Source organism: Candidatus Poriferisocius sp. (assembly GCF_965202595.1).
Classification (GTDB): Bacteria; Actinomycetota; Acidimicrobiia; order Acidimicrobiales; family Bin134; genus Poriferisocius.
The window spans coordinates 1392984-1414579 of sequence record NZ_OZ241836.1 but is presented as its reverse complement, the minus strand read 5'-3'; the positions used below and the strand labels follow the sequence as shown (position 1 = coordinate 1414579).

Genomic DNA, 21596 nt, shown 5'->3' with positions numbered 1-21596 from the left:
GTGCCCGGTTAGGCGGTTGTTCCGGGGTTCGGTCAGCCGATCAGGAGGTTCTCCCAGCCGATTTCAGGGAATCGAGCGAAGTCGCTGTCGGCGCTCATCACCACCAATCCGTGCTCGAAAGCGATCGCCGCCAACATGGCGTCGGGCATCAAGCCCGTGGTCACTTGATGGCTGGTCAGGAGGTCACCGAGGATGGCAAAAGTGCGTTCGGTCACCGGTGGTATCCAAGTCGGTTCGGCATCCAGCCAGGCCCGAGCACAACCCCACGCCTGTTCGGCGGTGAGAGGCTTTTCATATATCCGGGGGTTGGTGCCGATGCGCAAGAACGCTCCCAGGGATTGCCAGGGGATACCCACCCGGCGATTGCCGCTCATCGCTGCCTTCAGCCACTCAGAGGCCCGGTCGTAATGCGGAGAGGAGCGATCTGTGGCGTACAGCAGCAAGTTGGCATCAACCAGCACTGCTAGCTCTCCTCATCAAGCAGACCCAGAACCTCACCGATGTTGGAGATGTCGATCCGTTCACCCATCTCATAGGAGGCGTGTTGGTAGCGCGAAACGACATTTGGCTTGGCCAGACCATCGCGTGCCAGCCGATTCACTGCCTCGCTGACCCCGATTCCTTCGCAACGTCTCAAGCCCTCGACTGCTGCTGCTACATCTGCCGCCAGCGTGATCGTGGTTCGCATGATGTAAGCCTAGCATCATGATGCTCAACACCTCACATCACTATGCTCACACACTTGGAGATGGGAAATTGCCTCCTCCCCCAAAGGTATGTCTCGTTCGGTCGGGCTTATTCGCCGTCCCCGGAGGCTGCCGCTGCCAGTGCCGATGCGGCAAACCACTCGGGCTCGGCCACCGGTATGAGCTCCGGCAGATCCGCTCTGGGCAACCTGCGTTTGGGCTTCTTCTGGTCGGTGTCGCTGCCGGCCGGCTGGTGCGGGGGTTTGACATTCAGCTCGATGGTGTTGACGAAGTCGGATTGGCAACACCCGCGTACCGGATGCGCTCGTTGCGCAACTTTCGCAGCGCCTGGTGTTCGTTCAGGCGCGCCTCCAACTCGGCTATCACTTGGTTGGTGAACTCCGCCCTGGCCAGCCGGTCGCGGCTGTTCATAAGCAACGTATCGCCGTGGGAGCGGCTTATGTCCGAGCAGTCCACCACACCATGGACAATCTCGCCAGGGTGCCGGTCATTGCTGGGAGCGGAGCCATGGGCGCATGGATTGGTGGGTGAAGCGGAGCTTGCCGCGTCCAGCGGGTTCTATGGCTCCGGCATCAATGAGGCGCCGCCGGTAGTTTTGGACGTAGTTGGGGGAGCGTCCGAGCCTTTCGGCGATCCGGTGGATCTCGGAGTCGGTGTCGTCGATGGACATGGCTTGCAGGAACATTCGGTCCATGGCTGATAGGCTGCTCCAGATTGGCTTGACAATCTGGTCAAGAAGTGCCTGTTCAGATTCGAGTGCACCAGCCCGGGCGTGCTTCAGCGTGATGTGGCGGTCGGGTCCCGCCATCTCCCAACTGTGGTAGCCGAGCAGTTGGATCGTGAACGGGTGCCCACCGGATGCTTCGACATTGAGCCGGAGAGCGTCGTGGTCGATGCGTCCTTTGGCGCGCTCCACCGGAAGCGCCAGGGCAGTCTGCGTTTCGTCCTGGTTGAGGGGCAGCAGTCGGGCTCGGGCACAGCGCTGGAAGAAGGTCATTCCCCGGTCGGCCAGCAGTGTCTCGTCGATCTCGGGCAGAGCGGCACCGACGAAAGCCAGGGGCAGCATCTCCCGGCGGGCTATGTGCTGTATTGCCACTGCCAACTCGGTGGCTTCGTCACGCTCGGTGGCTTGCATCTCATCCACCGTGAGCAAAAGCCCGGTATCTTTGCGGGCCAATAGTTCAGCCAGCGAGGTGAGCGATGAGCGCAGATCCACGGTTATCCCGGTTCCGGTGGTTGACTGTTGCGTCCACGCCACTCCTAACCCCATCACGTTCATCGATGAGATGCGTCTCGACGGCTTGCCGGCTTCGGTTTCTCGCAAGTGTTCCAGAGCGGCGTTGGTGATTTGCCGGCACAGATCGCGGGCCGATGCCGACACCGAGATAACCCGCCATCCGAGGTTTAGAGCCGTATCCTCGGCCTCGTTCAGCATCACTGTTTTGCCCGAGCCCCGCACGCCGGAGATAAGCATCGTGTAGTCGGGGTGGGCCGGTCCCCGTTCGAATGCCCGATGGAACCTGGCGACCACACCGTCTCGCCCGGCCAGCATCGGTGGTGAAGTCCCGAAAGTAGGCAGGAACGGGTTGTTGTCGGCCACTGAGCCTCCTTGCTTTTCCCGACTCCTTGCTTTTAACTTCTTGTCACTTTATCACTTCTTTTAACTTTTTAACTTCTTGTTACTTTCTCCTCGCCGGGTGCGGGCGTAAGGATCGGAGCGGAGGGTGACGGCAAGTTCGGTGCGGAGTTCGGGGATGCCCTGGCCCTTGGAGGCGCTGGTCCACAGGACATCGGCGGGGGCGAGGCCGAGGCCATGGGCCAGCTCGGTGCGGCGGGCACCCCGGCGGGAGGGTTTCACCTTGTCGGCCTTGGTGGCCACCGGGCGCAGGGCCACATCGTGGTGCTCCAGCCACTCGGCGGTCCGGATGTCGAGCGGGGTGGGGCCGATGAGCCCATCCACCAGCAGCAGCACCTGTGCCAGCGTGGGGCGGTCGAGCAGGTAGCCGTCCATCATCTGCTGCCAACCGGCCCGCTGCGCCTTGGGGGCCCTGGCGAAGCCGTAGCCGGGCAAATCCACCACCCAGCGGCCGGGTTCACCGTCGAGTTCGTACACGTTCAGCAGCCGGGTGGCACCCGGTGCCTTGGAGGTGCGGGCCAGTCCCTTGCGATTGGCCACCGCGTTCAACAGCGAGGACTTGCCCACATTGGAACGGCCCACCAGCGCCACCTCGCAGCGGGACTCCGGGAGCTGCCCGGCATCGCCGGCCGACCGCAGAAAGTGCAGGGCCAGCGGTTTGGGCATACCCAAAGGCTACCGTCTCACCTCTCGGGCAATGAGATAGTGTAAGCGGATGAGTAGAGCAATCGAAGATTTTGTTGCCAGTCCAGTAGGGGCTGGAGTTGTCACAATTATGGAGTGGCGGGCGGGTAACCCCGAGCTTATAACCCATCAAGCCCCCCTTGATCCAGCATCAGTAGAACGGGCTACAGAAAATGCGCGAGAAATGTCATATGGGGAATTACTGGAAACAATCTTGAGTGCTGCTGATATGGTTGGCCCGTTCAATCCAGATCAGAAAACCAACATTTCCAGTTTTCTTGCTCAAGCATGCGAGCGAATAGAAATCGCAAAAGTGATTTGCAACAAATTTGCCGACCACCTAGTAGATGATATTAAACGCAACTCGCAAGAAGTGTTGGAAAGAGGTGCGTGGAAGATGTCAGTCAGCTTCGATGGCTTGGTTGATCTGGAAGAACCCTCTTTTGTTTATGAAGATGTTTATGCAGATGGACAGTTAACCTGGGCTGCTCTTTGGTCTACAGATCCAAGATACACAGAAGAGCTAGTAGAGTACGGCGCAATAAAACGAGGATTAAGAGTCACAGTACCCGACAATGCTCACATTTATGAGATTCATGAGTTTGAGGATTGGTTTTATTTGATCGATAGCAATCCAGGTAATAGTACTTCTAAAGGTATATCGCCAAGTTGGGCTTCAATAGCGGAAAAATATGATGCTGTACATCTCTCTTGGGCTGGTTTTATTCTTGCTCATGACAATTATGATAAAGCAAGCGAGCAAGGAATAATACCATTATCGTATTGGGATCATGAAGGAACCATGTGGTTGAGGCCTATGTTTTCCCCCACGAAACTTGCATCGCCACTCAAGACCTGCTAAAATGTCACTTTAGGTTCGGTTCCAAAAAATACTAGACATTGGAAGTTACTATGAAATCAAAAAAGGGAAAAGTAAATAAAATTTTCAAAGCATTAGGCACATCAGTCTTGATCTGCTTTATTGCGGCCCTTCCTTCCAGTGCCAATGCACAAGAAATTGATGAGCCTGTTGGTTCTGTTTCTAGCAGTTTGATTCGGAATATGTCGTTGTTCGGGTACAGCAGCAGTCATATAAATACTGAGAGACCAGTCCTGCTAGGTGTGTAGGTAGTGCAGATCATGCCCACGCTTCTCGTTATAATGAGGGGAATATAGGTTATCGGGCAACCGTTGTTTGTCTTGTTACTGTTGGTGAGATAGGTATTGAGGTATGGGGTGACAGAAAGCATAAGTGGGGTTGGTTTTCTGCATGGAAAGAGCATACTAACAATCATGTTAAAAGTAAAGTGAACAATAGACGTGCTTTCCGCGAGTCACAACATAAGATAGGAGATCAAGGTTCGCACCACTATCGAACTCGTGCCAAGGTATATAGCATCGAAAATGGCACAAGATATGCTGCCAACCTTTATGGAATTGAAATCAGAATAAAGTGCGAGACACGACCTTCTGGCTTTATTTGCTGGCAACCCTCCTAATTCTTATGGGAGCGTCCCTTGCCTGCACTCCATTTTCAGATAAAAACACGGCTGATCTCTCATCGCAATTATTGAATAAGGTTGACCTACCAGAAGATCCTCCACTGCATGCACAGGTATTCGCCAACGAGGTACAAGTAGGAGTAGCGGAAGCAGTTGCATATGAATGGCCGAATCAGGATTATGATGATGTTAATTTTTGGTACGCAGATGCTGGCATCCATTGGCCGGACCCAACCCCTTGGTCCGATGGCTTAACCCTCAGGATTCCAACCTTTGCTACACCTATATCAACCGAGTATTGGATATATAAGGATCGTGATTCGCAAAGCAGGATGCCTATAGGACCACCTTTGGCTAATGATTTCTGTATTCAATCGGAAAATGAATGTGTTAGACAAGTGTATAGGGATGCAATAGAATTTCCTCTTCCATCTACTGATGGCACAGGCATCATGGTGGTCCAATTTGAATGGATGGCACCCCCATCAGCAAGCCAGTTTCCCCTTGTTGCTCGCGTTTCTTGGATCATAGAATTTTCAAATTGTGGTGGGTTTGACTAGCTGTTCAGCACCTCGATGTCGATCAACTTGCCGAAGCGTTCCAGGGCGGCGGCCCGGCGGGTGGGGATGTGCTCGGTGGGGTTACCGTCCGCCGGTGAGTACTCCTTGAGGGTTCGGCGGGCGATGGTCACCTTGTGCACCTCGTCGGCTCCGTCCACCAGGCGGGAGGCCCGGGCGTTGCGGTACATCTCCTCCAGGGGCATGTCGGCCGAGTAGCCCAGGGCACCGTGAACCTGGATCGACCGGTCGATGGCGTTGTAGAGCATCCTGGTGCCGTACACCTTTATCATGGCGATCTCGGTACGAGATGCCGAGGATCCGTGCTTGTCCATGTGCCAGGCGGCATGAAGGCACAGCAGCCGGGCCGATTCGATGTCGATGCGGGTCTCGGCGATGAAGTCCTGCACCATCTGCTTGTCGGCCAGCAAGCTGCCATGGGAGAACCGGGACAGGGCCCGCTCGCACATCATGTCCAGGGCGCGGCGGGACTGGCCGATCCAGCGCATGGCGTGGTGGATACGGCCGGGGCCGAGGCGCTTTTGGGCGAGCACGAATCCGTCTCCGGGGTTGCCGATGAGGTGGTCGGCGGGCACCCGCACATCCCGGTAGATCACCTCGGAGTGGCCGCCGGGCCGCCGGGCGAACCGGCCGGGATAGGGGTGGTGCATGTTGGGCACGTCCCTCACGATCTCCAGGCCGGGGGTGTCGGTGGGCACCACGAACATGGATGACCCCTGATAGGGGTGGACATCGGGGTTGGTCACCACCATGGCGATCAAGAAGTCGGCCGCCGACCCCCCGGAGGTGAACCACTTGTGGCCGTTGATCACCCAGGTGTCACCGTCTCGCACCGCAGAGGTCTGCAACAGGGTGGGGTCGGAACCGGCCACGTCGGGTTCGGTCATCGAGAATCCCGAACGCAGCTCACCCGCCAAAAGCGGCACCATCCACCGTTGTTTCTGGTGCTCATCGCCCCCGATGGCCAGAAGTTCGGCGTTGCCCGAGTCGGGGGCCTGATTGCCGAATATGCCCGGAGCGATGGTGGATCGTCCCAGGATTTCGTGCAGCAGCGCCAGCTTCATCTGACCGTAGCCCTGGCCCCCCAGTTCGGGATCCAGGTGGCAGGCCCACAACCCCCGATCCTTGACCTGCCGGCGGAGCGGGGCGGTGAGTGCGGTCCACTGCTCGTCGGTCACATCCAGCTCTATGGTCTCCAGGGGCAGGATGTTCTCGTCCACGAAGGCCCGGACCCAGTCCAGCTTCTCCTGGTAATCGGATTCGGTCTCGAAATCCCAACCCATGGTGGCATCTTCTCCAATCGTTGGTGAGGGGGCTACAGGTGGTGAGAGGGCAATTGGTGTTGAGAGGTGGGGCTGGGGCTCAGCGGTTGACACCTGCGTTGCGGGTGGTGAACCGGGCCAGGTTGCGATCCTTGCCCTGGTGGCGGCCCTTGTCCATCGACCTTATCGAGATGTCGTGATCGCCGGCCGAGGCCCGCAACGCCCCCACGGTGCAGTCGCGGCGGTTCCGGTGGGAGAACGGGTCGTACTGGTACCAGGCCATGGCGTTCAGGTGGGTTATCTTGTTCACCTCCTCATCGGGCACCCCAACCAGCGTTTCGGCCAGCAGTTCGGGGGCGTTGGGCCAGGTGGAGTCGCTGTGGGGGTAGTCCATCTCCCAGCAGATGTTGTCGATGCCGATTTCGTGACGCATGATGACCCCCACCGGATCGTTGATGAAGCAGGTCAAGAAGTTGCGCCGGAACACCTCGCTGGGCAGCAGGTTCTCGAAGTCCTGCCCGGTCCAGAGGTGATGCATGTCGTAGGTGCGGTCGGCCCTGTCCATGAAGTAGGGGATCCAGCCCGTGCCCCCCTCCGACAGGGCAATCCTGATGTCGGGATAGCGGCGGGGGATGGGTGACCACAACAGGTCGGCAGCCGCCTGGCTGATGTTCATGGGCTGGAGCTGGATCATCACGTCCATGGGAGCGTCGGGCGCGGTGATGACCATCTCTCCCGACGAGCCCAGATGGATGGAGCAGACCGTGCCGGTATCGCTGAATGCCTCCCACAGCGGGTTCCAGTAGTCGTCGTGGAAGCTGGGTTGCCCCAGCTTGGCCGGGTTCTCGGTGAAGGTCATGGAGTGACAGCCCAATTCGGCCACCCGGCGAACCTCGGCGGCGCACTCCGGGGCGCTCCAGATCATGGGCAGGGCCATGGGAATGAACCGGCCCGGGTAGGAACCGACCCACTCGTGGATGTGCCAGTCGTTGTAGGCCCGGATCAGGTCGGCGGCGAACGACTTGTCGGGATGGTTGGCGAAGAGCCGGCCGGCGAAGCCGGGAAAGGAGGGGAAGCACATCGATCCCAGCACCCCGGCGGCATCCATGTCCTTGACTCGGGCATGGACGTCGTAGCAGCCGGGGCGCATCTCGTCGAAGGCGGTGGGTTCGATGCCGTATTCCTCCTTGGGGCGCCCGGCCACCGCGTTCAGGCCCACGTTGGGGATGACCGCGCCGTTGAACGTCCACACGTCGTCGCCCGAGTCGGTGCGGACCACTTTGGGGGCCTCATCTCGCCATCGGGCCGGAAGATGGTTGTCGAACATGTCGGGGGGTTCGCACAGGTGGTCGTCGACGCTCACCAGGATCATCTCGTTCAAATCCATTTTGACCTCCGAAGCATCCGAACTACTCAGGGCTCAACCTAGAATACTCGCCGCGGTGCACTCTGCTGGCGGAGAGGGGCAACGCCGGTATTATCCTGGCACAACCTGGCCGAGTTCGAGCGAGACGAACTCCGGCTGCTGGCGGAGAGGGGTCACGTTGGTATTATTCTGTGCTGGCGAATCAGGAACGCGGGAGGTTCCCCATGTCCAACCCCATGAGTTACGAAGGCCGCAATGTGGTGGTCACCGGTGCCTACTCCGGTGTCGGTGCCGCGCTGGTGGGGCTGCTGGCCGACCTCGGGGCCGCATCCATCACTGCGCTGGACATCAAGGAACCCACCGGGCCGATCACCCGCTACATCCCCACCAACATGGGCGACCCGGTGGCCATCGACGAGGCGGCGGCTGCCATTGATGCCCCGGTGCATGCCCTGTTCAACAATGCCGGCATCGCGGCCACTTTCTCACCCGCTGACGTGATGAGGGTAAACACCTTGGGGTTGATGCGGCTCACCGATGCCCTGTTGCCCAAGATCCCCGCTGGGGGTGCGGTGGTCAACACCGCCTCGATTGCCGGTATGAACTGGCCGGCGCATCAGGCCGAGATCACCGAGTTGCTGTCCATCGACGACTGGGACAAGGCGGTGGCCTGGGTGGAGGAACACCCCGAGGTGGTGGCCGACGGCTACATGTTCTCCAAGGAGTGCGTGCAGATCTTCACCATGCAGGCCGCCAGGGGGATGCTGGCCAACGGTGTGCGGATTGCCAGCGCCTGCCCGGCTCCCATCGACACCCCACTGCTTCCCGATTTCAAGAAGACCATGGGTGAGCAGATGATCGACTGGACGGCTGCCAACTCCGGGGGTCGCTACGTGACCGCGTCGGAAGTGGCCAACCTGCTGGCCTATTTGGGATCCGACGCCGCCTCGTTCGTGTCGGGGGTGAATGTCAATATCGACAACGCCTTCCAGGGTTCGGTGATCACCGGCCAGGTGGACTTCGGGGAACTCGCCGGCTAGGACACCGCGCTCAAGCGGGCTGTTCATGCGGGCTGTTCAAGGGAGCTGTTCAAGCGGGTTGCTCAAGGGGGCTGCTCAAGCGGGCTTGGAGATTGTTTGGGTAAGCGAAGCGGTTAGGTCTTGGTGGTAAGGCGGTTGCGGAGTTCGGCTGTGTAAGCGGCTACCTGGTCGGCTGTTCTGGCCAGCACATCGGGGTCCAGCGCGTCGGCCAGTTCTGACCCTCCGGCCTGGACCAGCATGGGAGCCAGCTCGCCGGATCGGATCTTGTTCACTGCCCACTCGGTGATGGGACCGTGGGCGGTCTCGTCGAAGGGAACGATGTGGTTCCGCCCGCCCCCCAGGTGGTTGTAGTGGTAGTGGGGGGCATCCTCGAACAGGTCGAAGCGCAGGTACTCCCACCGGCCGTCGGCATCGAACACGTGCAGCGACACTCCCCGATCCTCGATGCCCAGGGGTGCGGTTCGGCGCAACTCCTCCACGTAGGCCTCGTCGCCCCCGTAATACTCGGTGAGTGCCTCGGGGGTGAGATCACGGTATTCCACCCCGATCTTGATCGCTCCGGCTGGGAAGTAGGTGGTGTTGGCTTCATCGGGCCGCATGGGGGGCATGTCATAAACGTGACCAATCTCCATGACCACCAGCGTAGCCGTTTGGCTGACCCCGCCGGAGGGGACCGCTATAACTCCTCCATGAACCACGGCCGTGTAGGCGGATCGTGGATGTATAAGCGCTCGCCGGGTTGAATCGGCGCGTGCAGTAAGGCATCGTCCTCGCCGAACAGACTTTGCACGCCCCGTTCTTCGTCTTCCTTCTTCTTGCGAAGCCGCCGCGCTTGCTCCGCCATTGAGGGGAACTCGGCGGCGGCCCGTGCGTACACGCTTTTCATGATCCGGTACCCTGCATCGTGGTCGGTAGCGAAGACCATGTGATAAATCATTATGCCGCGTTCATTTCGGACTTCCAAAGGCTGCGTCCACCGGTATCCGAGTTCTTTCTCAAGTCTCCACCGCATGAGATTGAGATACTCATCGCGTGCCTGGCCAGGAGTGATTGCGTTGTCGAGGCGTGCCGCATAGATGTGTTGCCAATCGTCGCAGCCAAAGATCGCCGTGATGCGGGCTAAGTCCTGGGGGCGGACCTTGTTGCCGTCGACAGGGAGCAGGCGCGTGAACATTGGCGCTGAGAAGAGGATGAACAGCTCTGTCTTCGTTCGGTGTGCCTCTCGAAACCCGGCAAGCGAAACGAGCGATTTCCACTCAGCTTCAGTTCCGTTCGGATCGATGAACGCGAATGTGGGTGCCCACCTCACTTCCTTTAACTCTGCTAGTGCCTCTGGGATTCTCTCGTTGCAGTCGCCGCCGTAGACCTTTAGGTCTCGTCCTGGGAATTGAGCGTGAAGCGATGAAGCCAACTGTTTGGCCTTCCCTTCTCTCTCGAATAGTCTGACCCGTGTGAAGGGTGGGTTACCAATCAATAGAGCTATTGATGCAGAGCTCTCAATCTGTTCACCGGTCAAGCGTTCCTCGTTATCAAGTTCACCAGCGAAGGCATCCAAATATATGCGCTCGCTCACGCTCTTGGTGGCTGTCGTGTACGCGTCGAGATATCTACGCAACACATCAAGTTTGCCCTTTGTCCAGAAACTCCACATGCGTGCCACTGGTCAAGTCCTTACTGAGGTTGGCATCTCATTGTGGAGTGCGCCCTCAAGTTCTCGGCCACCCGCTTTGGGAGTCCTACCGCCCCACTGTTGGAAGAAAAAGGCGACACCCGCAGTACCACACTGATCACGCAGATCGCGGACCCATGCTTCGTCCATGGGGCGAGCGCCGGGTCCGCTCTCCCCGCCGGCAATTAGCCAGTCAATCGAGGACAGGTCGAGATTCGGCAGAGGTCCAAGTAGCGGCTCAGCGCTGACGAAGCGCACGGCTGCGTTGACCGATCGGAGATGATCGAGCCTGAAGGCATAGCGACAGGTCTCGACGCTGACACCCATCCATACGTTGGGCGGCCAGTCGAGACGCTCAGCTAGCGTCGCGAGACGCTTGGAGCGCTTGGTAAGCACCTGGTACGTGTGCTGTGGCGTTTCAGCCATGACGGTGAACACCCGCTTAATGAAGTCGAACGGCACCTCCGGGTGGAACAGGTCACTCATTGAGTTGACGAAGATGAGCCGTGGCGACTTCCATTTATGAGGGGCAGCCAGGGTGTCCTCATGGACTGTCAGTGCAAAGCCTAGGCCACTGGTCCTCGGGTCGCCATCATTCTGGTACTTCGTCTGACCCATGGCTTGCAAACGTTTTGCCAACGTGAGGGCATAGCAGTTGTCGCAGCCCGGGGAGGTCTTGTCGCAGCCCGTGGTTGGGTTCCACGTAACCTCCGTCCACTCGATGCCCGACCGATCAGCCATAACCTGATACTTCCGCAGCCTCTCCATGTAGACCGATTGTACGGGAGGGGGCTGACAGCTTCATCAGATCAGGGTAGGTTGCCGCTCTTCTGCCCGTCCGTTTCGCCACGTGGATGTGTTGGGTGTGAAAGAAGTTGCGTTGTGTGTCGTCTCGGAGTTCGTCGACGTTCCTGCATAGTTGGTATCAGGCGGGTTTTGGTTCGCGGGCACCAATCCAACCGAGGTGCCGGAGATGGTCCCAGGCGACCTCAACGTGTTCGTCGGTAAACATGCGCTCCTTGCGCTTTCTCCATGCAGGCACAGATTTGGCTGCGTCAACCGCGGAGCCGACATCATCGTTGTGCTTCGCGCACCAGTGGATGGTCGCGAGCAGCTCCAAGCCGTATGCCGATTCGAAACCCTCAACGAGCTCAAACGTGCGATCAATGCGTTCAAGCACCGACTGGTCATCGAGACCCTCAATCGCTGCTTGCGCCTCGTGGGCGGCATCGCCCAGGAGCTGGATCGGTTCCGCGTCCTGTACTGGCTTGCTGCCATCTCCGTAACCCTGAAGGTAGTGGCCTTCGAGCCGGATGAGGACATGTCGAAGGTTGTCGGCGTAAGGGCCGTACCGCTCCTTGACGAAGTTGAGCCGCAGCTCCTGCCCTGTTTCCTGAAGGAAGTACATCAACTTCTGCACTTCGATGACGGTGGCACCAAATGCCAACTGCGAGTAGCGGTCGAGCAACACGATCAACGCGGCTTTGCCTTCGGTCAGCGGCGGACGCTTCGTCGCAAGGGTCATAGCAGCAGGATTCGGTAGATTATGATCCCCTGGAGGACCTACAAACGGCGCAGTTGTCATAGCGGCAGCGGCCCTTCGGGGACGAACAAATGGACCATCGCTGGCAGGTCATTGAGTTTCTTGCGAATGAGCGGCTCGATTTCTGTCCAGTCGAGACCTCCGTTGTCACAGCCAAGGCGAGGAATGGCGATAGAGGTGATGCCCCGGTCCTCAATGACGTGTGCGAGATCGTCGAGTCCCCGATCAATGTCGGACACGTATGACTTGGAACGCCAGTGACACCTGTCGGGATCGAGCTTCCGACCTGGTAGCGATGCCAAGCATCGTGCTCCAGGGAACGCGCTGGTGAACAAGGAGTTCAGCCATCCGCCGCTCCTTCCTGTCGGGGTCGGCAGATGTGTTGTTGAACCACCACTGGTCCTCCATGAGCTGCCAATCGACCATCGAGTCGATGTGCGTGAGGTGGAACAGCAGACCCCTTCTCGGTGTCGTCATCGTTCTTGGTCGCCCTCTGCATGGCAGCTTGTAGATGGTGATTCGTCCTCGTCCCGGGTGATGCCACCGAGCGTACCCTACATCTGTGGCGGAGGCTCGGAAGGCACCGACTTTGCCAGCAGACCATTGCTCAGCAGACCAACTGTGAGACTACTTCTCATTATACTTCCCATTTGCCTGAATGGGCAGTATAATGAGAACCATGGTAGATGATCCTTTCGGCCCGGCGGTACCTTCCGTCCCATTGCCGAATTCGCCCCTTAGCTTGGTGGTGGCTCAAATTCGGTTCCCGGTGGTCGCTTCGATTGCTGATCACGCGTTCGTCGGTCCCTTCCAGGAGAGGATCCGGAATCTGTACTCCGACCTGCGTCGAGAGGAAGAGCTCCAAGTGGAAATTGGGCCCACCGGCATCCAAACCCAGCAACCAGGCATCGTCTGGAGATTCACCGATGAGGATAACTGGGAGGTTGCGCTTGCCCCTGAGTTTCTTGCCCTGGCCACGAACAGCTATACGGGCCGAGCTGACTTTCTTGACCGTCTCGGGTTTCTGCTGGAGGCGCTGGGCGCTTGGATCAACCCCCGCAAGGTTCGGCGGCTTGGCGTTCGGTATATCGATCGCGTGGGCGAAGAGCACATCGATTCGATTGGGCAACTGGTACGGCCAGAGGTGCTCGGACCCATGACGGTGTCCGACCCTTCCGGTGTACGACTTCAGCACAGCTTGACTGATTGCCATTACCAGTTCTCAGACGAGACGGCGATGCGTGCCCGATGGGGGTTCCTACCGCCGAAGGCGACGTTTGATCCCGCGATTGATCCGATCGAGAGCAGTTCGTGGATTCTCGATCTCGATGTTTCACACGGTGAACGACCATTCGACCCCATTGCCATCCAGGGCCAGGTTCAACTCTTTTCGGATCGCATATACCGCTACTTCCGGTGGGCCACGACCGACCAGTTCATCGCAACTTTTGGAGCCAAGTCGTGATGGTTACTACCTCTCCATTGACTGCTTCTGTCGACATGGTTGACGAAACAAGTGAGTTCACACTCCTCGTGCCAGCTTTCTTCAATGAAGACACCTTTGGAACGAGCGACCATATCGGTTTCGCAGCTAGATGCCGAGTCGTCCCCGATCTAGTGAGCTCGACTCGATTCCCGACAGCTCGGACGATGTGGCGAGCAGTCGCAGCCGAAGTAGAGCAGCTTCGTGACCTGGTTGTCTTGCGCTCGGGTCTCACACGACAGGAGATCGCTCGAGCTATGGGGGTTGACCGGCGTTCACTGTCAGGATTCGTTAAGGGAGAGATCCGCCCAACTGAGGAACGCTTGCGGGCTCTTCGGGTATTGGCCGACACCGCTGACTGGTCAGCGAATGAGTTCGGTGAGCACGCGCGCGGAATTCTGCGGGGTCTCGACCCAGACAGATCACCGCTCTTATTGATAGCAAAGGGCGCTACTGATATACGCCGGGAGCTCCTCGCCATTGCGGAGCGCTTCGGCATCGTTCCCCAGACAAGGATCCAGACTCATGTTCGAGAGACCGAAAAGGTGCCGCTTTACCTCAAGGCATCCGGTGTGTGGCAGGGGAAGGGGAGCCTGCCCACCCGAGCGGGAGTACCCCGATCCGATGCCGAGCACGAACAGGACCTGTCGAAGGCCGTACCCTCAGTCGCTTCTCCGGCAACGCCCAGACGTAAGGGAATCTAGATGCAATCGAAGGACTGCTACGAGGACGCAGATGGCCCACTGAATCAGGGGGACATTTTGATCGCTCCGATGACGCGAGTGATTGCATCGGACCGCTTCGTGCCGGACCGTTGGGACCGGCTGGACCAAATCGAGCAGCAAATTGACCGGTCGGAATTCGGTGAACCCGCCATACACACCGTTGTGGGCTGGGCGCTTGTCATGGTCACCTCCCATGATTACCATCACGACAAGGAATGGAACGCGGAACGAAAACGCCTCATCCGAGCCGGCGTGGACCCTAAAGAGGCATCACGGATCGTAGACAAGGACGATGATCTCGACCGAACCTTTCAGGCAAGCCCTTTGATCCCCCTTGAGGATTTCAATCCTGGAAGCCGCGGCAACTACCGGGCGGGCCGAGTTGTTGGCTATTACCCGCTGCCCTCACCTCCGGATAGCTCATTCCCAGAGTGCCTCGTCGATCTCACTTACCGGTGCACCATCGATCGCAAGGCGATCTCGGAACGCCGATGGTGTCTCACTCCGTTTGCTCGAGACCGCCTTCGCTATGCCATCGCGCGTTTTGATTCATTTCGTACTATCGAAGTTGCGGAGCTCATTGAAGCTGCGGTTGGCAGGTCGATTGTGGACGTGAACGTTGACACGAGTGGCTCGCTCTCGGTTGAGCTCTTGCTTGACGACGAGTCGGTGCTCCGGCTCGTGCGGCCGCCCGTCGATCCTGAGCCTGGTGGCCGAATACATCTCTAGATACACCACGGTGTTGTCGTACCCCCAAGCGCTACTCGCCCGTTTCGGCGAACATTTCAACCACACTTACACAGCAGGTTAATCGAAGCACGCTGCTACCAATCTCTTGGCCTTGTCCAACTACCATGGAGATCCCATGGTTCAGCGGCGAGGTGATCTGGAGGAGTTCTTTCATCCTGACGGGGTGGCGGTGATCGGTGGGGTGGACCGGACCCGGACGGAGGTGGCTCTGCGGGCGGCCATGGATAATCGCTGGGGGGTGGGGAACTGGTATCTGGTCAACCCTGGGGGCGGCTCTATCGGGTCGGTCCCCGTCCACCGCTCGGTGGCCGATCTGCCCGAACCGGTGACGCTGGCGGTCATTTCCACCCCACCGGCGGTGTGTGCCTCGGTGGTTGAACAGTGCGCCGAGGCCGGGGTCCGTTACGCCCTGGTGTTTTCATCGGGTTTCAGCGAGATCGGTCCCGATGGGGCCGCGCTGGAGGCCGCGCTGGGGGAGGCCGGTCGTCGTCACAACATTCGGATATTCGGCCCCAACACCAACACCAACGCCTTTGAGCCGGTGCCCGAGGTGCCCCAGCAGCGGGGAGGCAAGATCGGGTTGGTCACCCAGTCGGGCCACAACGGCCGTCCCATCATGCAGGGGGTCCACTTCGGCATCGGGTTCAGCCGCCAGATTCCGTGCGGCAACGAGGTGGACCTCGAGGTGAGCGATTTCATCGAGTACTTCGCCTACGACGACGACACCGCAGTGATTGCCGGCTACGTGGAGGGTTTTCGCTCCGCCGGCAAGTTGCGTGTCGCCCTGGCGGCGGCCAACGCACAGAACAAGCCGGTGGTGCTGCTCAAGATGGGTGCCACCGATGCCGGGTCCCGGATGGCGTCGTCGCACACCGGCCATCTCACCGGGTCGGACGCGGTGATCGACGGGTTGTTCGAGCAGTACGGGGTGGTGCGAGTGCGTGACCTCGACGAGTTGCTGGAGACGGCCGCCCTGTTCGCCAAGCTGGGTCCCGATGTGGCCGAGGGGGCCGGTTTGTACTCCATTTCCGGGGGTTCGGGCACGCTGATGGCCGAGACCGCCGAACTGGCTGGAGTTGCCGTTCCCCGACTGGCCGGGACGACCCGGGAGAAACTTCACCGCCACATCCCCGGCTACCTGACGGTGTCCAACCCGGTGGACAACGGTGGTGCCTTCATCACCTCTCAGCCGGCCGAGATCCGCCGGCAGGTGATCAGGGATCTGAGCGACGACCCGTCGGTGGGCTACACGGTGGTGGGGGTTACTGGGGCGGTTCCCCCCATGACCGATCTGCTGGGCGACGACATCGGGGCACTGGCCGGCGAGTTGGACAAACCGATCATCGCCACTTGGAACTCCTTCAAGGTGGATGAAGCCGGATTCAATCGCCTGGTGGAATCCGGGGTGCCGCTGTTCCGCTCCTTCCGGGGGTGCTTCGGCGCTCTGGCCGCCTATCACCGTTACCAGCGCCGGAGAAAGAACTTTCGATACCGCCCGCCGCTACCCGATGCTCTGCCGGATGGGGCAGCGGCTGGTTTGGGGTTTGCTTCTGCCGATGCTGGGGCAGCGGCTGGTTTGGGGTTGGATTCTGCAGATGCGGCGGCGGTGTTGCGGGCCTTTGGGTTGCCGCTGGTTGCCGGCGGGATTGCCGGTTCGTCCGCTGATGCCCGCCGGGTTGCGCAGGACATCGGCCTGCCGGTGGTGGTGAAGATTGCCTCGGTGGACTTCCCTCACAAGACCGACTCCGGCCTGGTGGTGTTGGGTGTGGACTCGCTGGACGGTGTGGAGCAGTCAGCCCGTGCGGTGCTGGATCGGGCCCGGGCCCTGGCTCCGGGAGCAGCCATCGATGGAGTGGAAGTGCAACCGATGGTGGTGGGGGGTACCGAGATGATCGTGGGGGTGACCCGCGATCCCACCCTCGGTCCGGCGGTGATGGTGGGCACCGGCGGTTTGTTCGCCGAGATTCTGGCTGACACAGCGGTGCGCCCGCTGCCGATGGACGAGGCTGATGCCTACGAGATGATCCGATCGCTCAGGGGGTTCCCCTTGCTGGACGGAGCCCGCGGTCGCCCGCTCGGCGATGTGGAGGCCCTCGTCCAGGTGGTGATGGCCACGGCCACCCTGGCCACCGCCTTGGGTGACCACCTGGCCGAACTGGATCTGAACCCGGTGGTGGTGCGCGACCGCGGCCAGGGCGCAATCGTCCTCGACCACCTCATGGTGGTTGCGAGCCGGCGTTTTACCGGGAGCACTTCGTAGGCGTTGCGAGCCGGCGTTTTACCGGGAGCACTTTGTAGGCGTTGCGAGCCGGCATCCTCCTGGGCCGTTTGCTGCTTTGTGTTCATTGCGATTTCATGGTCATTGCGGGTCGGCAGCATCCCAGAGTTGGTCGCGTAGTTTGGTGCGCAAAACTTTACCGGTGGGGTCGCGGTCCACGGTTGGGCCAATTATGTATCGGCGGGGGCGCTTGTAACCGGCCAGGTGCTGGGCGCAGGCAGCATCTATGGCCGTGGTCACATCGTCGGGTTCGAAACCCTCGGCCACTGCCAGGTAAACCACCACCTGCTCGCCCCGATCGGGGTCGGGACCACCCACCGCGCAGGCATCGGCCACCCCCTCCACCCCGAACACCACGTCCTCGATCTCCGCTGGGTAGATGTTCACGCCCGCGGCCACGATCACTTCGGAGCTGCGACCCGACAGGTACAGGTAGCCGTCCTCATCGAGATACCCGATGTCACCCACCGAGAAGAAGCCGGCATCGTTGTAGGCCTCATCGGTCTTGGTGTCAGCGTTGATATAGCGGAAGTAGCGTCCCTCGGGCCGGCGGAAGTAAACCGTGCCGGGCTCTCCCGGCCCCATGAGCTCGCCGTTTTCGCCCACGATCTGGATGGCCAGCTCCCCTATGGGGGTGCCCACCGTGCCCGGCCGAGCCAGCCACTCGGTCGAGCTGCACATGGTCATGCCTCCCTCGGTGAACCCGTAGTACTCGGTGAAGATCGGGCCCCACCAATCGATCATGCGCCGCTTGAGCGGTACCGGGCAGGGTTCGCCGCCGTGCAGGACGGTGACCAGCCGGGAATGATCCAGCTCAGCCCGGCGTTCGGTGGTCAGGCCCAGGAGCTGGCGGAACATGGTGGGCACCATGATGGTGGAGGTCACCCCGTCGTTGAGGATGTCCACCGAGCGGTGGGCGTCCCAGCGGCCCATGATCCGCATGGGAGCACCATTGGCCAGCGCCCCCAGGGCAAAAGCCAGGGGAGCGCCGTGGAAGAGCTGGGCCACCATCAGGTGCTTGCCGTCACGGGGCAGACCCAAACCCTGGGCTCCCAAAGATGAGAATTGCCACCACTGCTCGAAGGTGGACTCCGAGTCCAGGGTGCGCTCCACTCCCTTGGGCCGCCCGGTGGTGCCCGAGGTGTAGGGGATGCGGTAGCCGGTGCCACCTGCCGGGAAGGGTCGGGGATCCTGGGCATTCACCCAGGCATCGAAACCGTCGTCCATCCGAAGCACTGGCCGGTCGCCGGCGGCATCCAGGGCTGCGGGCACATCCGTTACCACCAGAGCCGACCCGGCGTCGTCCAGCACGTAGGCGATCTCGGTGGCTGTCCAGTTGGTCTTGATCGGGGTCATCCTCAGGCCGGCCCGGAAGCAGGCCAGCATGACCTCCACGAACTCGGTGCGGTTGGAGCACACCAGCCCGACATGGTCCCCACGAGTGGCTCCGGATGCCAGCAACCCCTGCCCGATGGCATGGGTGCGGCGATCGAGTTCGGCCCAACTCACCCGGTGGGTGTCATCCTCCAGGGCCAGATCACCCGGTGACCGGCCCGCCAGTTCCGCCAGTGTCGAGGGTTCGTTCATGTTGCCGGTGGTTGGGTCCGGGGCGGTCGTGGTGTGCCCGCCAGTTCCGCCAGTGTCGAGGGTTCGTTCATGTTGCCGGTGGTTGGGTCCGGGGCGGTCGTGGTGTGCCCGCCAGTTCCGCCAGTACTGAGGGTTCGTTCACCTCGGTGACCCTATCGATCCCGGTTGTCACCTTCTGAACTCCGGGCCGAGGCGATGAGGTTGGATAGTTCGTCGGGGGTGGCGGGCCCGGCCAGAGAGGCATGGACGGCACCGCTGCGATCCACCAGCACGGCCAGGGGGACGGCATCGATGCCGTAGCGACGGTGAAGATCGCCGTGACGGCGATGCTCGACCTCCTGCACGGCCAGCGAATCGTCGGCCAAGCCTCGGGCCGCCTCGATCACCGCACCACAGGTTGAGCAGGTTTTGGATGTGAACACCACCAGCAACCAATCGGAACTGGGTTGGGCGAAGTCCCACCGCTCCAGGTGGACGGGTACCGAGTATGACGGGGCCGCCGGGGCCGCGGTGCGGGAGCGCCGGGCGAGGGCGGCCACCACCAGCGCCCCGGCAACGATTCCCAGGGCGATCAGGGTGCGGGCCACGTCTCCGGCGCGTCCGCCTCCTCGGGGTCGGACGCAGCAGGGGTCGTGGATGCCAGTGTCGCCGCCGCGCCCCGGGCCGCCAGGGCAACGCCGATCACATCCCGGGGATCCCCGACGGGATTCTCAGCCCCCAACTCAACCAGCCGGCCCACCTCCTCGCCGGAAATGGTCTCGTGTTCCAGCAGCGCCCGGGCCACCAGATCGAGGCCGTTGCGGTGCTCGGAGAGCACTTCCCGGCACCGGTTTTCCTGGGAGCACAGGATATCCGCCACTTCCTCGTCGATGACCCGGGCGGTCTCGTCGCTGTACTCCCGGCTGGTCATCATCTCGTCGCCCAAAAACACCTGCCCCGAGCTCCGCCAGGCCATGGGTCCGATGCGGTCGCTCATACCCCACTCCCGCACCATGCGCCGGGCGAACTCGGTGGAACCGGCCAGATCATCGGCCGCGCCGCTCGACGACACGCCGAACACCAACTCCTCGGCGATGCGCCCGCCCATGCGCATGACCAGCATGTCCTCCAGGTAATCGCGCCGCAGGGTGTGACGGTCCTCCTCGGGAAGGGTCATGGTCACTCCCAGGGCCATGCCCCGGGGGATGATCGTCACCTTGTGCAGAGGGTCGGCGTGAGGGAGCACCGCGGCGCAAACGGCATGACCGGCCTCGTGGTAGGCGGTGATCTGGCGTTCCTGCTCGGACATGGCCATGGACTCCCGGCGCTGGCCCATCAGCACCCTGTCCCGGGCATGCTCGAAGTGGATCATGCGGATCTGATCCGAGTCGTTGCGCACCGCGAACAACGCAGCCTCGTTCACCAGGTTGGCGAGATCGGCACCGCTCATGCCCGGTGAGCCCCGGGCGATCAGCGGAAGATCCACATCCGCGGCGATCTTCTTGGAGCGGACATGGACATTGAGGATTTGCAGCCGGTCGTCGGCCTCGGGCAGTGGAACCACCACCTGACGGTCGAACCGCCCGGGGCGCAGCAGAGCCGGATCGAGGATGTCGGGCCGGTTCGTGGCCGCCATCATCACGATGCCCTCGGTGGCTTCGAACCCGTCCATCTCGGCCAGCATCTGGTTGAGGGTCTGCTCGCGCTCATCGTGGCCGCCGCCCAACCCGGCCCCCCGCTTGCGGCCGATGGAGTCGATCTCATCGATGAAGATGATGGCCCGCCCCATCTTGCGGGCCGACTGGAACAGATCCCGCACCCGGCTGGCCCCCACCCCGACGAACATCTCCATGAAGTCCGACCCGGTGACCGACAGGAACGGAACCCCGGCCTCTCCGGCCACCGCCCGGGCGATGAGGGTCTTGCCGGTACCCGGCGGTCCCACCAGCAGCACTCCCTTGGGGATGCGGGCCCCGATCTGGGAGAACTTGTCGGGGTGCTTGAGGAAGTCGACTATCTCGACGATCTCCTTTTTGACCCCCTCGTAGCCGGCCACGTCCTTGAAGGTGGTTCCCGGTCGCTCGGTGGTGTACGTCTTGGCCTTGGATCGGCCGATGGACATGATCCCGCTCATCTGGCCCTGGGCCCGGCGCTGGAACCACCAGAAGATGAAAAAGATCAGCAGCACCGGGATGAGCAGCGGCAGGATGGTACTCCAGATGCTGCTGCTGGGGGTGTGGTACTTGAAAGCCTCCCCGATGTTGTTCCGAAGGTTGTCCTCGACCGTTTCCTTCAGCGGGATCGGTCCGGTGGTGTGAAACCTGGTCCCATCCGTGGTCGTGCCCTTGATGTTGCCGGTGTTGTTGTTGTACTCGGCCTTCTCGATCTGCTCGTTCTCGGCCCAGGTCACGAACTTCTTGAAGGAGATCTCCTCGCCGTTGTCGTTGTTGCGGAAAACCCCGGAAAACAACAGGGCGAGCATTATCCCCAACGCGATTGCCCACAGCCAGCGGGGTACCCGGTTCGGTGTGGTCTGCTGGCCCGGTCCGCGTTGGGAATCACGCCGCTCGGGAGGAGGGGGTGAGGCCATTCGGCAATTCTACGGGGCAGAGGGACGAATTCACCATCGGGCGGGCGACGGCCAGGCCATTCGGCGATTCTACGGGCAGCAAGTGCTCAAGTGCTCAAGGGCGACGGCCAGGCCATTCGGCAATTCTGCGGGCAGAGGGCGGTGGCACCTCCGGCGGTCGGAGGTGGATTTGGCAATTCGACGGACGAATTCACCGCTTTGCTGTTCTACTGTGCGG

23 protein-coding genes are annotated in these 21596 nt (G+C 60.9%); 7 read left to right on the top strand and 16 right to left on the bottom strand.

Annotation, left to right across the window (positions count from 1 at the left end):
• Positions 1-32 precede the first annotated feature (32 nt).
• From ACOGXC_RS06655 to yihA, 5 genes are all read right to left on the bottom strand, one after another.
• Positions 33-461: a TA system VapC family ribonuclease toxin gene (locus tag ACOGXC_RS06655; protein ID WP_419919909.1), complete on the bottom strand. Its 429-nt coding sequence runs from the start codon at positions 459-461 to the stop codon at positions 33-35.
• Between the two features lie 2 nt (positions 462-463).
• On the bottom strand, positions 464-688 hold the full coding sequence (locus ACOGXC_RS06650) for a CopG family transcriptional regulator (RefSeq protein ID WP_419919908.1): 225 nt from the start codon (positions 686-688) through the stop codon (positions 464-466).
• Positions 689-956: 268 nt separating this feature from the next.
• The gene (locus ACOGXC_RS06645) at positions 957-1166 is read right to left on the bottom strand and encodes a hypothetical protein (RefSeq protein WP_419919907.1); all 210 of its coding nucleotides are present in this window, start codon (positions 1164-1166) and stop codon (positions 957-959) included.
• A gap of 28 nt (positions 1167-1194) precedes the next feature.
• Positions 1195-2307 carry an ATP-binding protein gene (locus tag ACOGXC_RS06640; protein WP_419919906.1) on the bottom strand — a complete coding sequence of 371 codons (1113 nt, stop codon included), beginning with the start codon at positions 2305-2307 and terminating at the stop codon, positions 1195-1197.
• A gap of 60 nt (positions 2308-2367) precedes the next feature.
• Positions 2368-3009, bottom strand: a complete 642-nt coding sequence (yihA, locus tag ACOGXC_RS06635; protein WP_419919905.1) for a ribosome biogenesis GTP-binding protein YihA/YsxC — start codon at positions 3007-3009, stop codon at positions 2368-2370.
• Between the two features lie 49 nt (positions 3010-3058).
• Here yihA and ACOGXC_RS06630 point away from each other — a divergent pair, with 49 nt between their 5' ends.
• Entirely contained in the window at positions 3059-3889 is an 831-nt protein-coding gene (locus ACOGXC_RS06630) for a hypothetical protein (protein ID WP_419919904.1), read from the top strand.
• 591 nt (positions 3890-4480) lie between these two features.
• Positions 4481-5089, top strand: a complete 609-nt coding sequence (locus ACOGXC_RS06625) for a hypothetical protein (protein WP_419919903.1) — start codon at positions 4481-4483, stop codon at positions 5087-5089.
• On the opposite strand, the gene ACOGXC_RS06620 is transcribed toward ACOGXC_RS06625, so the two are convergent.
• A complete protein-coding gene (locus ACOGXC_RS06620) occupies positions 5086-6390 on the bottom strand; it encodes an acyl-CoA dehydrogenase family protein (protein ID WP_419919902.1) in 1305 nt (434 codons plus the stop codon). The genes ACOGXC_RS06625 and ACOGXC_RS06620 overlap by 4 nt on opposite strands.
• Positions 6391-6469: 79 nt before the next feature.
• Positions 6470-7756, bottom strand: coding sequence for an amidohydrolase family protein (locus tag ACOGXC_RS06615; protein WP_419919901.1), 1287 nt, complete (start codon positions 7754-7756; stop codon positions 6470-6472).
• Positions 7757-7959: 203 nt separating this feature from the next.
• Between ACOGXC_RS06615 and ACOGXC_RS06610 the strand changes: the two genes are divergently transcribed.
• Positions 7960-8775: a coniferyl-alcohol dehydrogenase gene (locus ACOGXC_RS06610; protein WP_419919900.1), complete on the top strand. Its 816-nt coding sequence runs from the start codon at positions 7960-7962 to the stop codon at positions 8773-8775.
• Positions 8776-8888: 113 nt separating this feature from the next.
• On the opposite strand, the gene ACOGXC_RS06605 is transcribed toward ACOGXC_RS06610, so the two are convergent.
• The 6 genes from ACOGXC_RS06605 to ACOGXC_RS06580 form a co-directional block, all read right to left on the bottom strand.
• On the bottom strand, positions 8889-9407 hold the full coding sequence (locus ACOGXC_RS06605) for a DUF7700 domain-containing protein (RefSeq protein ID WP_419919899.1): 519 nt from the start codon (positions 9405-9407) through the stop codon (positions 8889-8891).
• A 44-nt stretch (positions 9408-9451) separates the two neighbouring features.
• Positions 9452-10426: a three-Cys-motif partner protein TcmP gene (gene tcmP / locus ACOGXC_RS06600; RefSeq protein ID WP_419920035.1), complete on the bottom strand. Its 975-nt coding sequence runs from the start codon at positions 10424-10426 to the stop codon at positions 9452-9454.
• A 12-nt stretch (positions 10427-10438) separates the two neighbouring features.
• The gene (locus ACOGXC_RS06595; protein WP_419919898.1) at positions 10439-11185 is read right to left on the bottom strand and encodes a DUF5131 family protein; all 747 of its coding nucleotides are present in this window, start codon (positions 11183-11185) and stop codon (positions 10439-10441) included.
• A 184-nt stretch (positions 11186-11369) separates the two neighbouring features.
• Positions 11370-11969 (bottom strand): hypothetical protein, encoded by a 600-nt coding sequence (locus ACOGXC_RS06590; protein WP_419919897.1) that lies wholly within the window; start codon positions 11967-11969, stop codon positions 11370-11372.
• A gap of 56 nt (positions 11970-12025) precedes the next feature.
• Positions 12026-12226, bottom strand: coding sequence for a hypothetical protein (locus ACOGXC_RS06585; RefSeq protein ID WP_419919896.1), 201 nt, complete (start codon positions 12224-12226; stop codon positions 12026-12028).
• A complete protein-coding gene (locus ACOGXC_RS06580) occupies positions 12213-12413 on the bottom strand; it encodes a DarT ssDNA thymidine ADP-ribosyltransferase family protein (RefSeq protein WP_419920034.1) in 201 nt (66 codons plus the stop codon). Before ACOGXC_RS06580 ends, ACOGXC_RS06585 begins: the two co-directional genes overlap by 14 nt.
• A 253-nt stretch (positions 12414-12666) precedes the next feature.
• Here ACOGXC_RS06580 and ACOGXC_RS06575 point away from each other — a divergent pair, with 253 nt between their 5' ends.
• The 4 genes from ACOGXC_RS06575 to ACOGXC_RS06560 all read left to right on the top strand — a co-directional run bounded on the left by ACOGXC_RS06575 (position 12667) and on the right by ACOGXC_RS06560 (position 17205).
• Positions 12667-13452 carry a TIGR04255 family protein gene (locus ACOGXC_RS06575; RefSeq protein WP_419919895.1) on the top strand — a complete coding sequence of 262 codons (786 nt, stop codon included), beginning with the start codon at positions 12667-12669 and terminating at the stop codon, positions 13450-13452.
• Positions 13452-14174 carry a helix-turn-helix domain-containing protein gene (locus ACOGXC_RS06570; protein WP_419920033.1) on the top strand — a complete coding sequence of 241 codons (723 nt, stop codon included), beginning with the start codon at positions 13452-13454 and terminating at the stop codon, positions 14172-14174. Before ACOGXC_RS06575 ends, ACOGXC_RS06570 begins: the two co-directional genes overlap by 1 nt.
• Complete coding sequence (locus ACOGXC_RS06565) at positions 14175-14924, top strand: hypothetical protein (protein ID WP_419919894.1); 750 nt, start codon at positions 14175-14177, stop codon at positions 14922-14924.
• Positions 14925-15060: 136 nt separating this feature from the next.
• The gene (locus tag ACOGXC_RS06560; RefSeq protein WP_419919893.1) at positions 15061-17205 is read left to right on the top strand and encodes an acetate--CoA ligase family protein; all 2145 of its coding nucleotides are present in this window, start codon (positions 15061-15063) and stop codon (positions 17203-17205) included.
• 99 nt (positions 17206-17304) lie between these two features.
• Here the strand turns inward: ACOGXC_RS06560 and ACOGXC_RS06555 are convergent, their stop codons facing one another.
• From ACOGXC_RS06555 to ftsH, 3 genes are all read right to left on the bottom strand, one after another.
• Entirely contained in the window at positions 17305-18810 is a 1506-nt protein-coding gene (locus ACOGXC_RS06555; RefSeq protein WP_419919892.1) for an AMP-binding protein, read from the bottom strand.
• 152 nt (positions 18811-18962) lie between these two features.
• On the bottom strand, positions 18963-19397 hold the full coding sequence (locus tag ACOGXC_RS06550) for a TlpA family protein disulfide reductase (protein WP_419919891.1): 435 nt from the start codon (positions 19395-19397) through the stop codon (positions 18963-18965).
• Positions 19382-21379 (bottom strand): ATP-dependent zinc metalloprotease FtsH, encoded by a 1998-nt coding sequence (ftsH, locus tag ACOGXC_RS06545; RefSeq protein WP_419919890.1) that lies wholly within the window; start codon positions 21377-21379, stop codon positions 19382-19384. Before ftsH ends, ACOGXC_RS06550 begins: the two co-directional genes overlap by 16 nt.
• Positions 21380-21596: the final 217 nt, after the last annotated feature.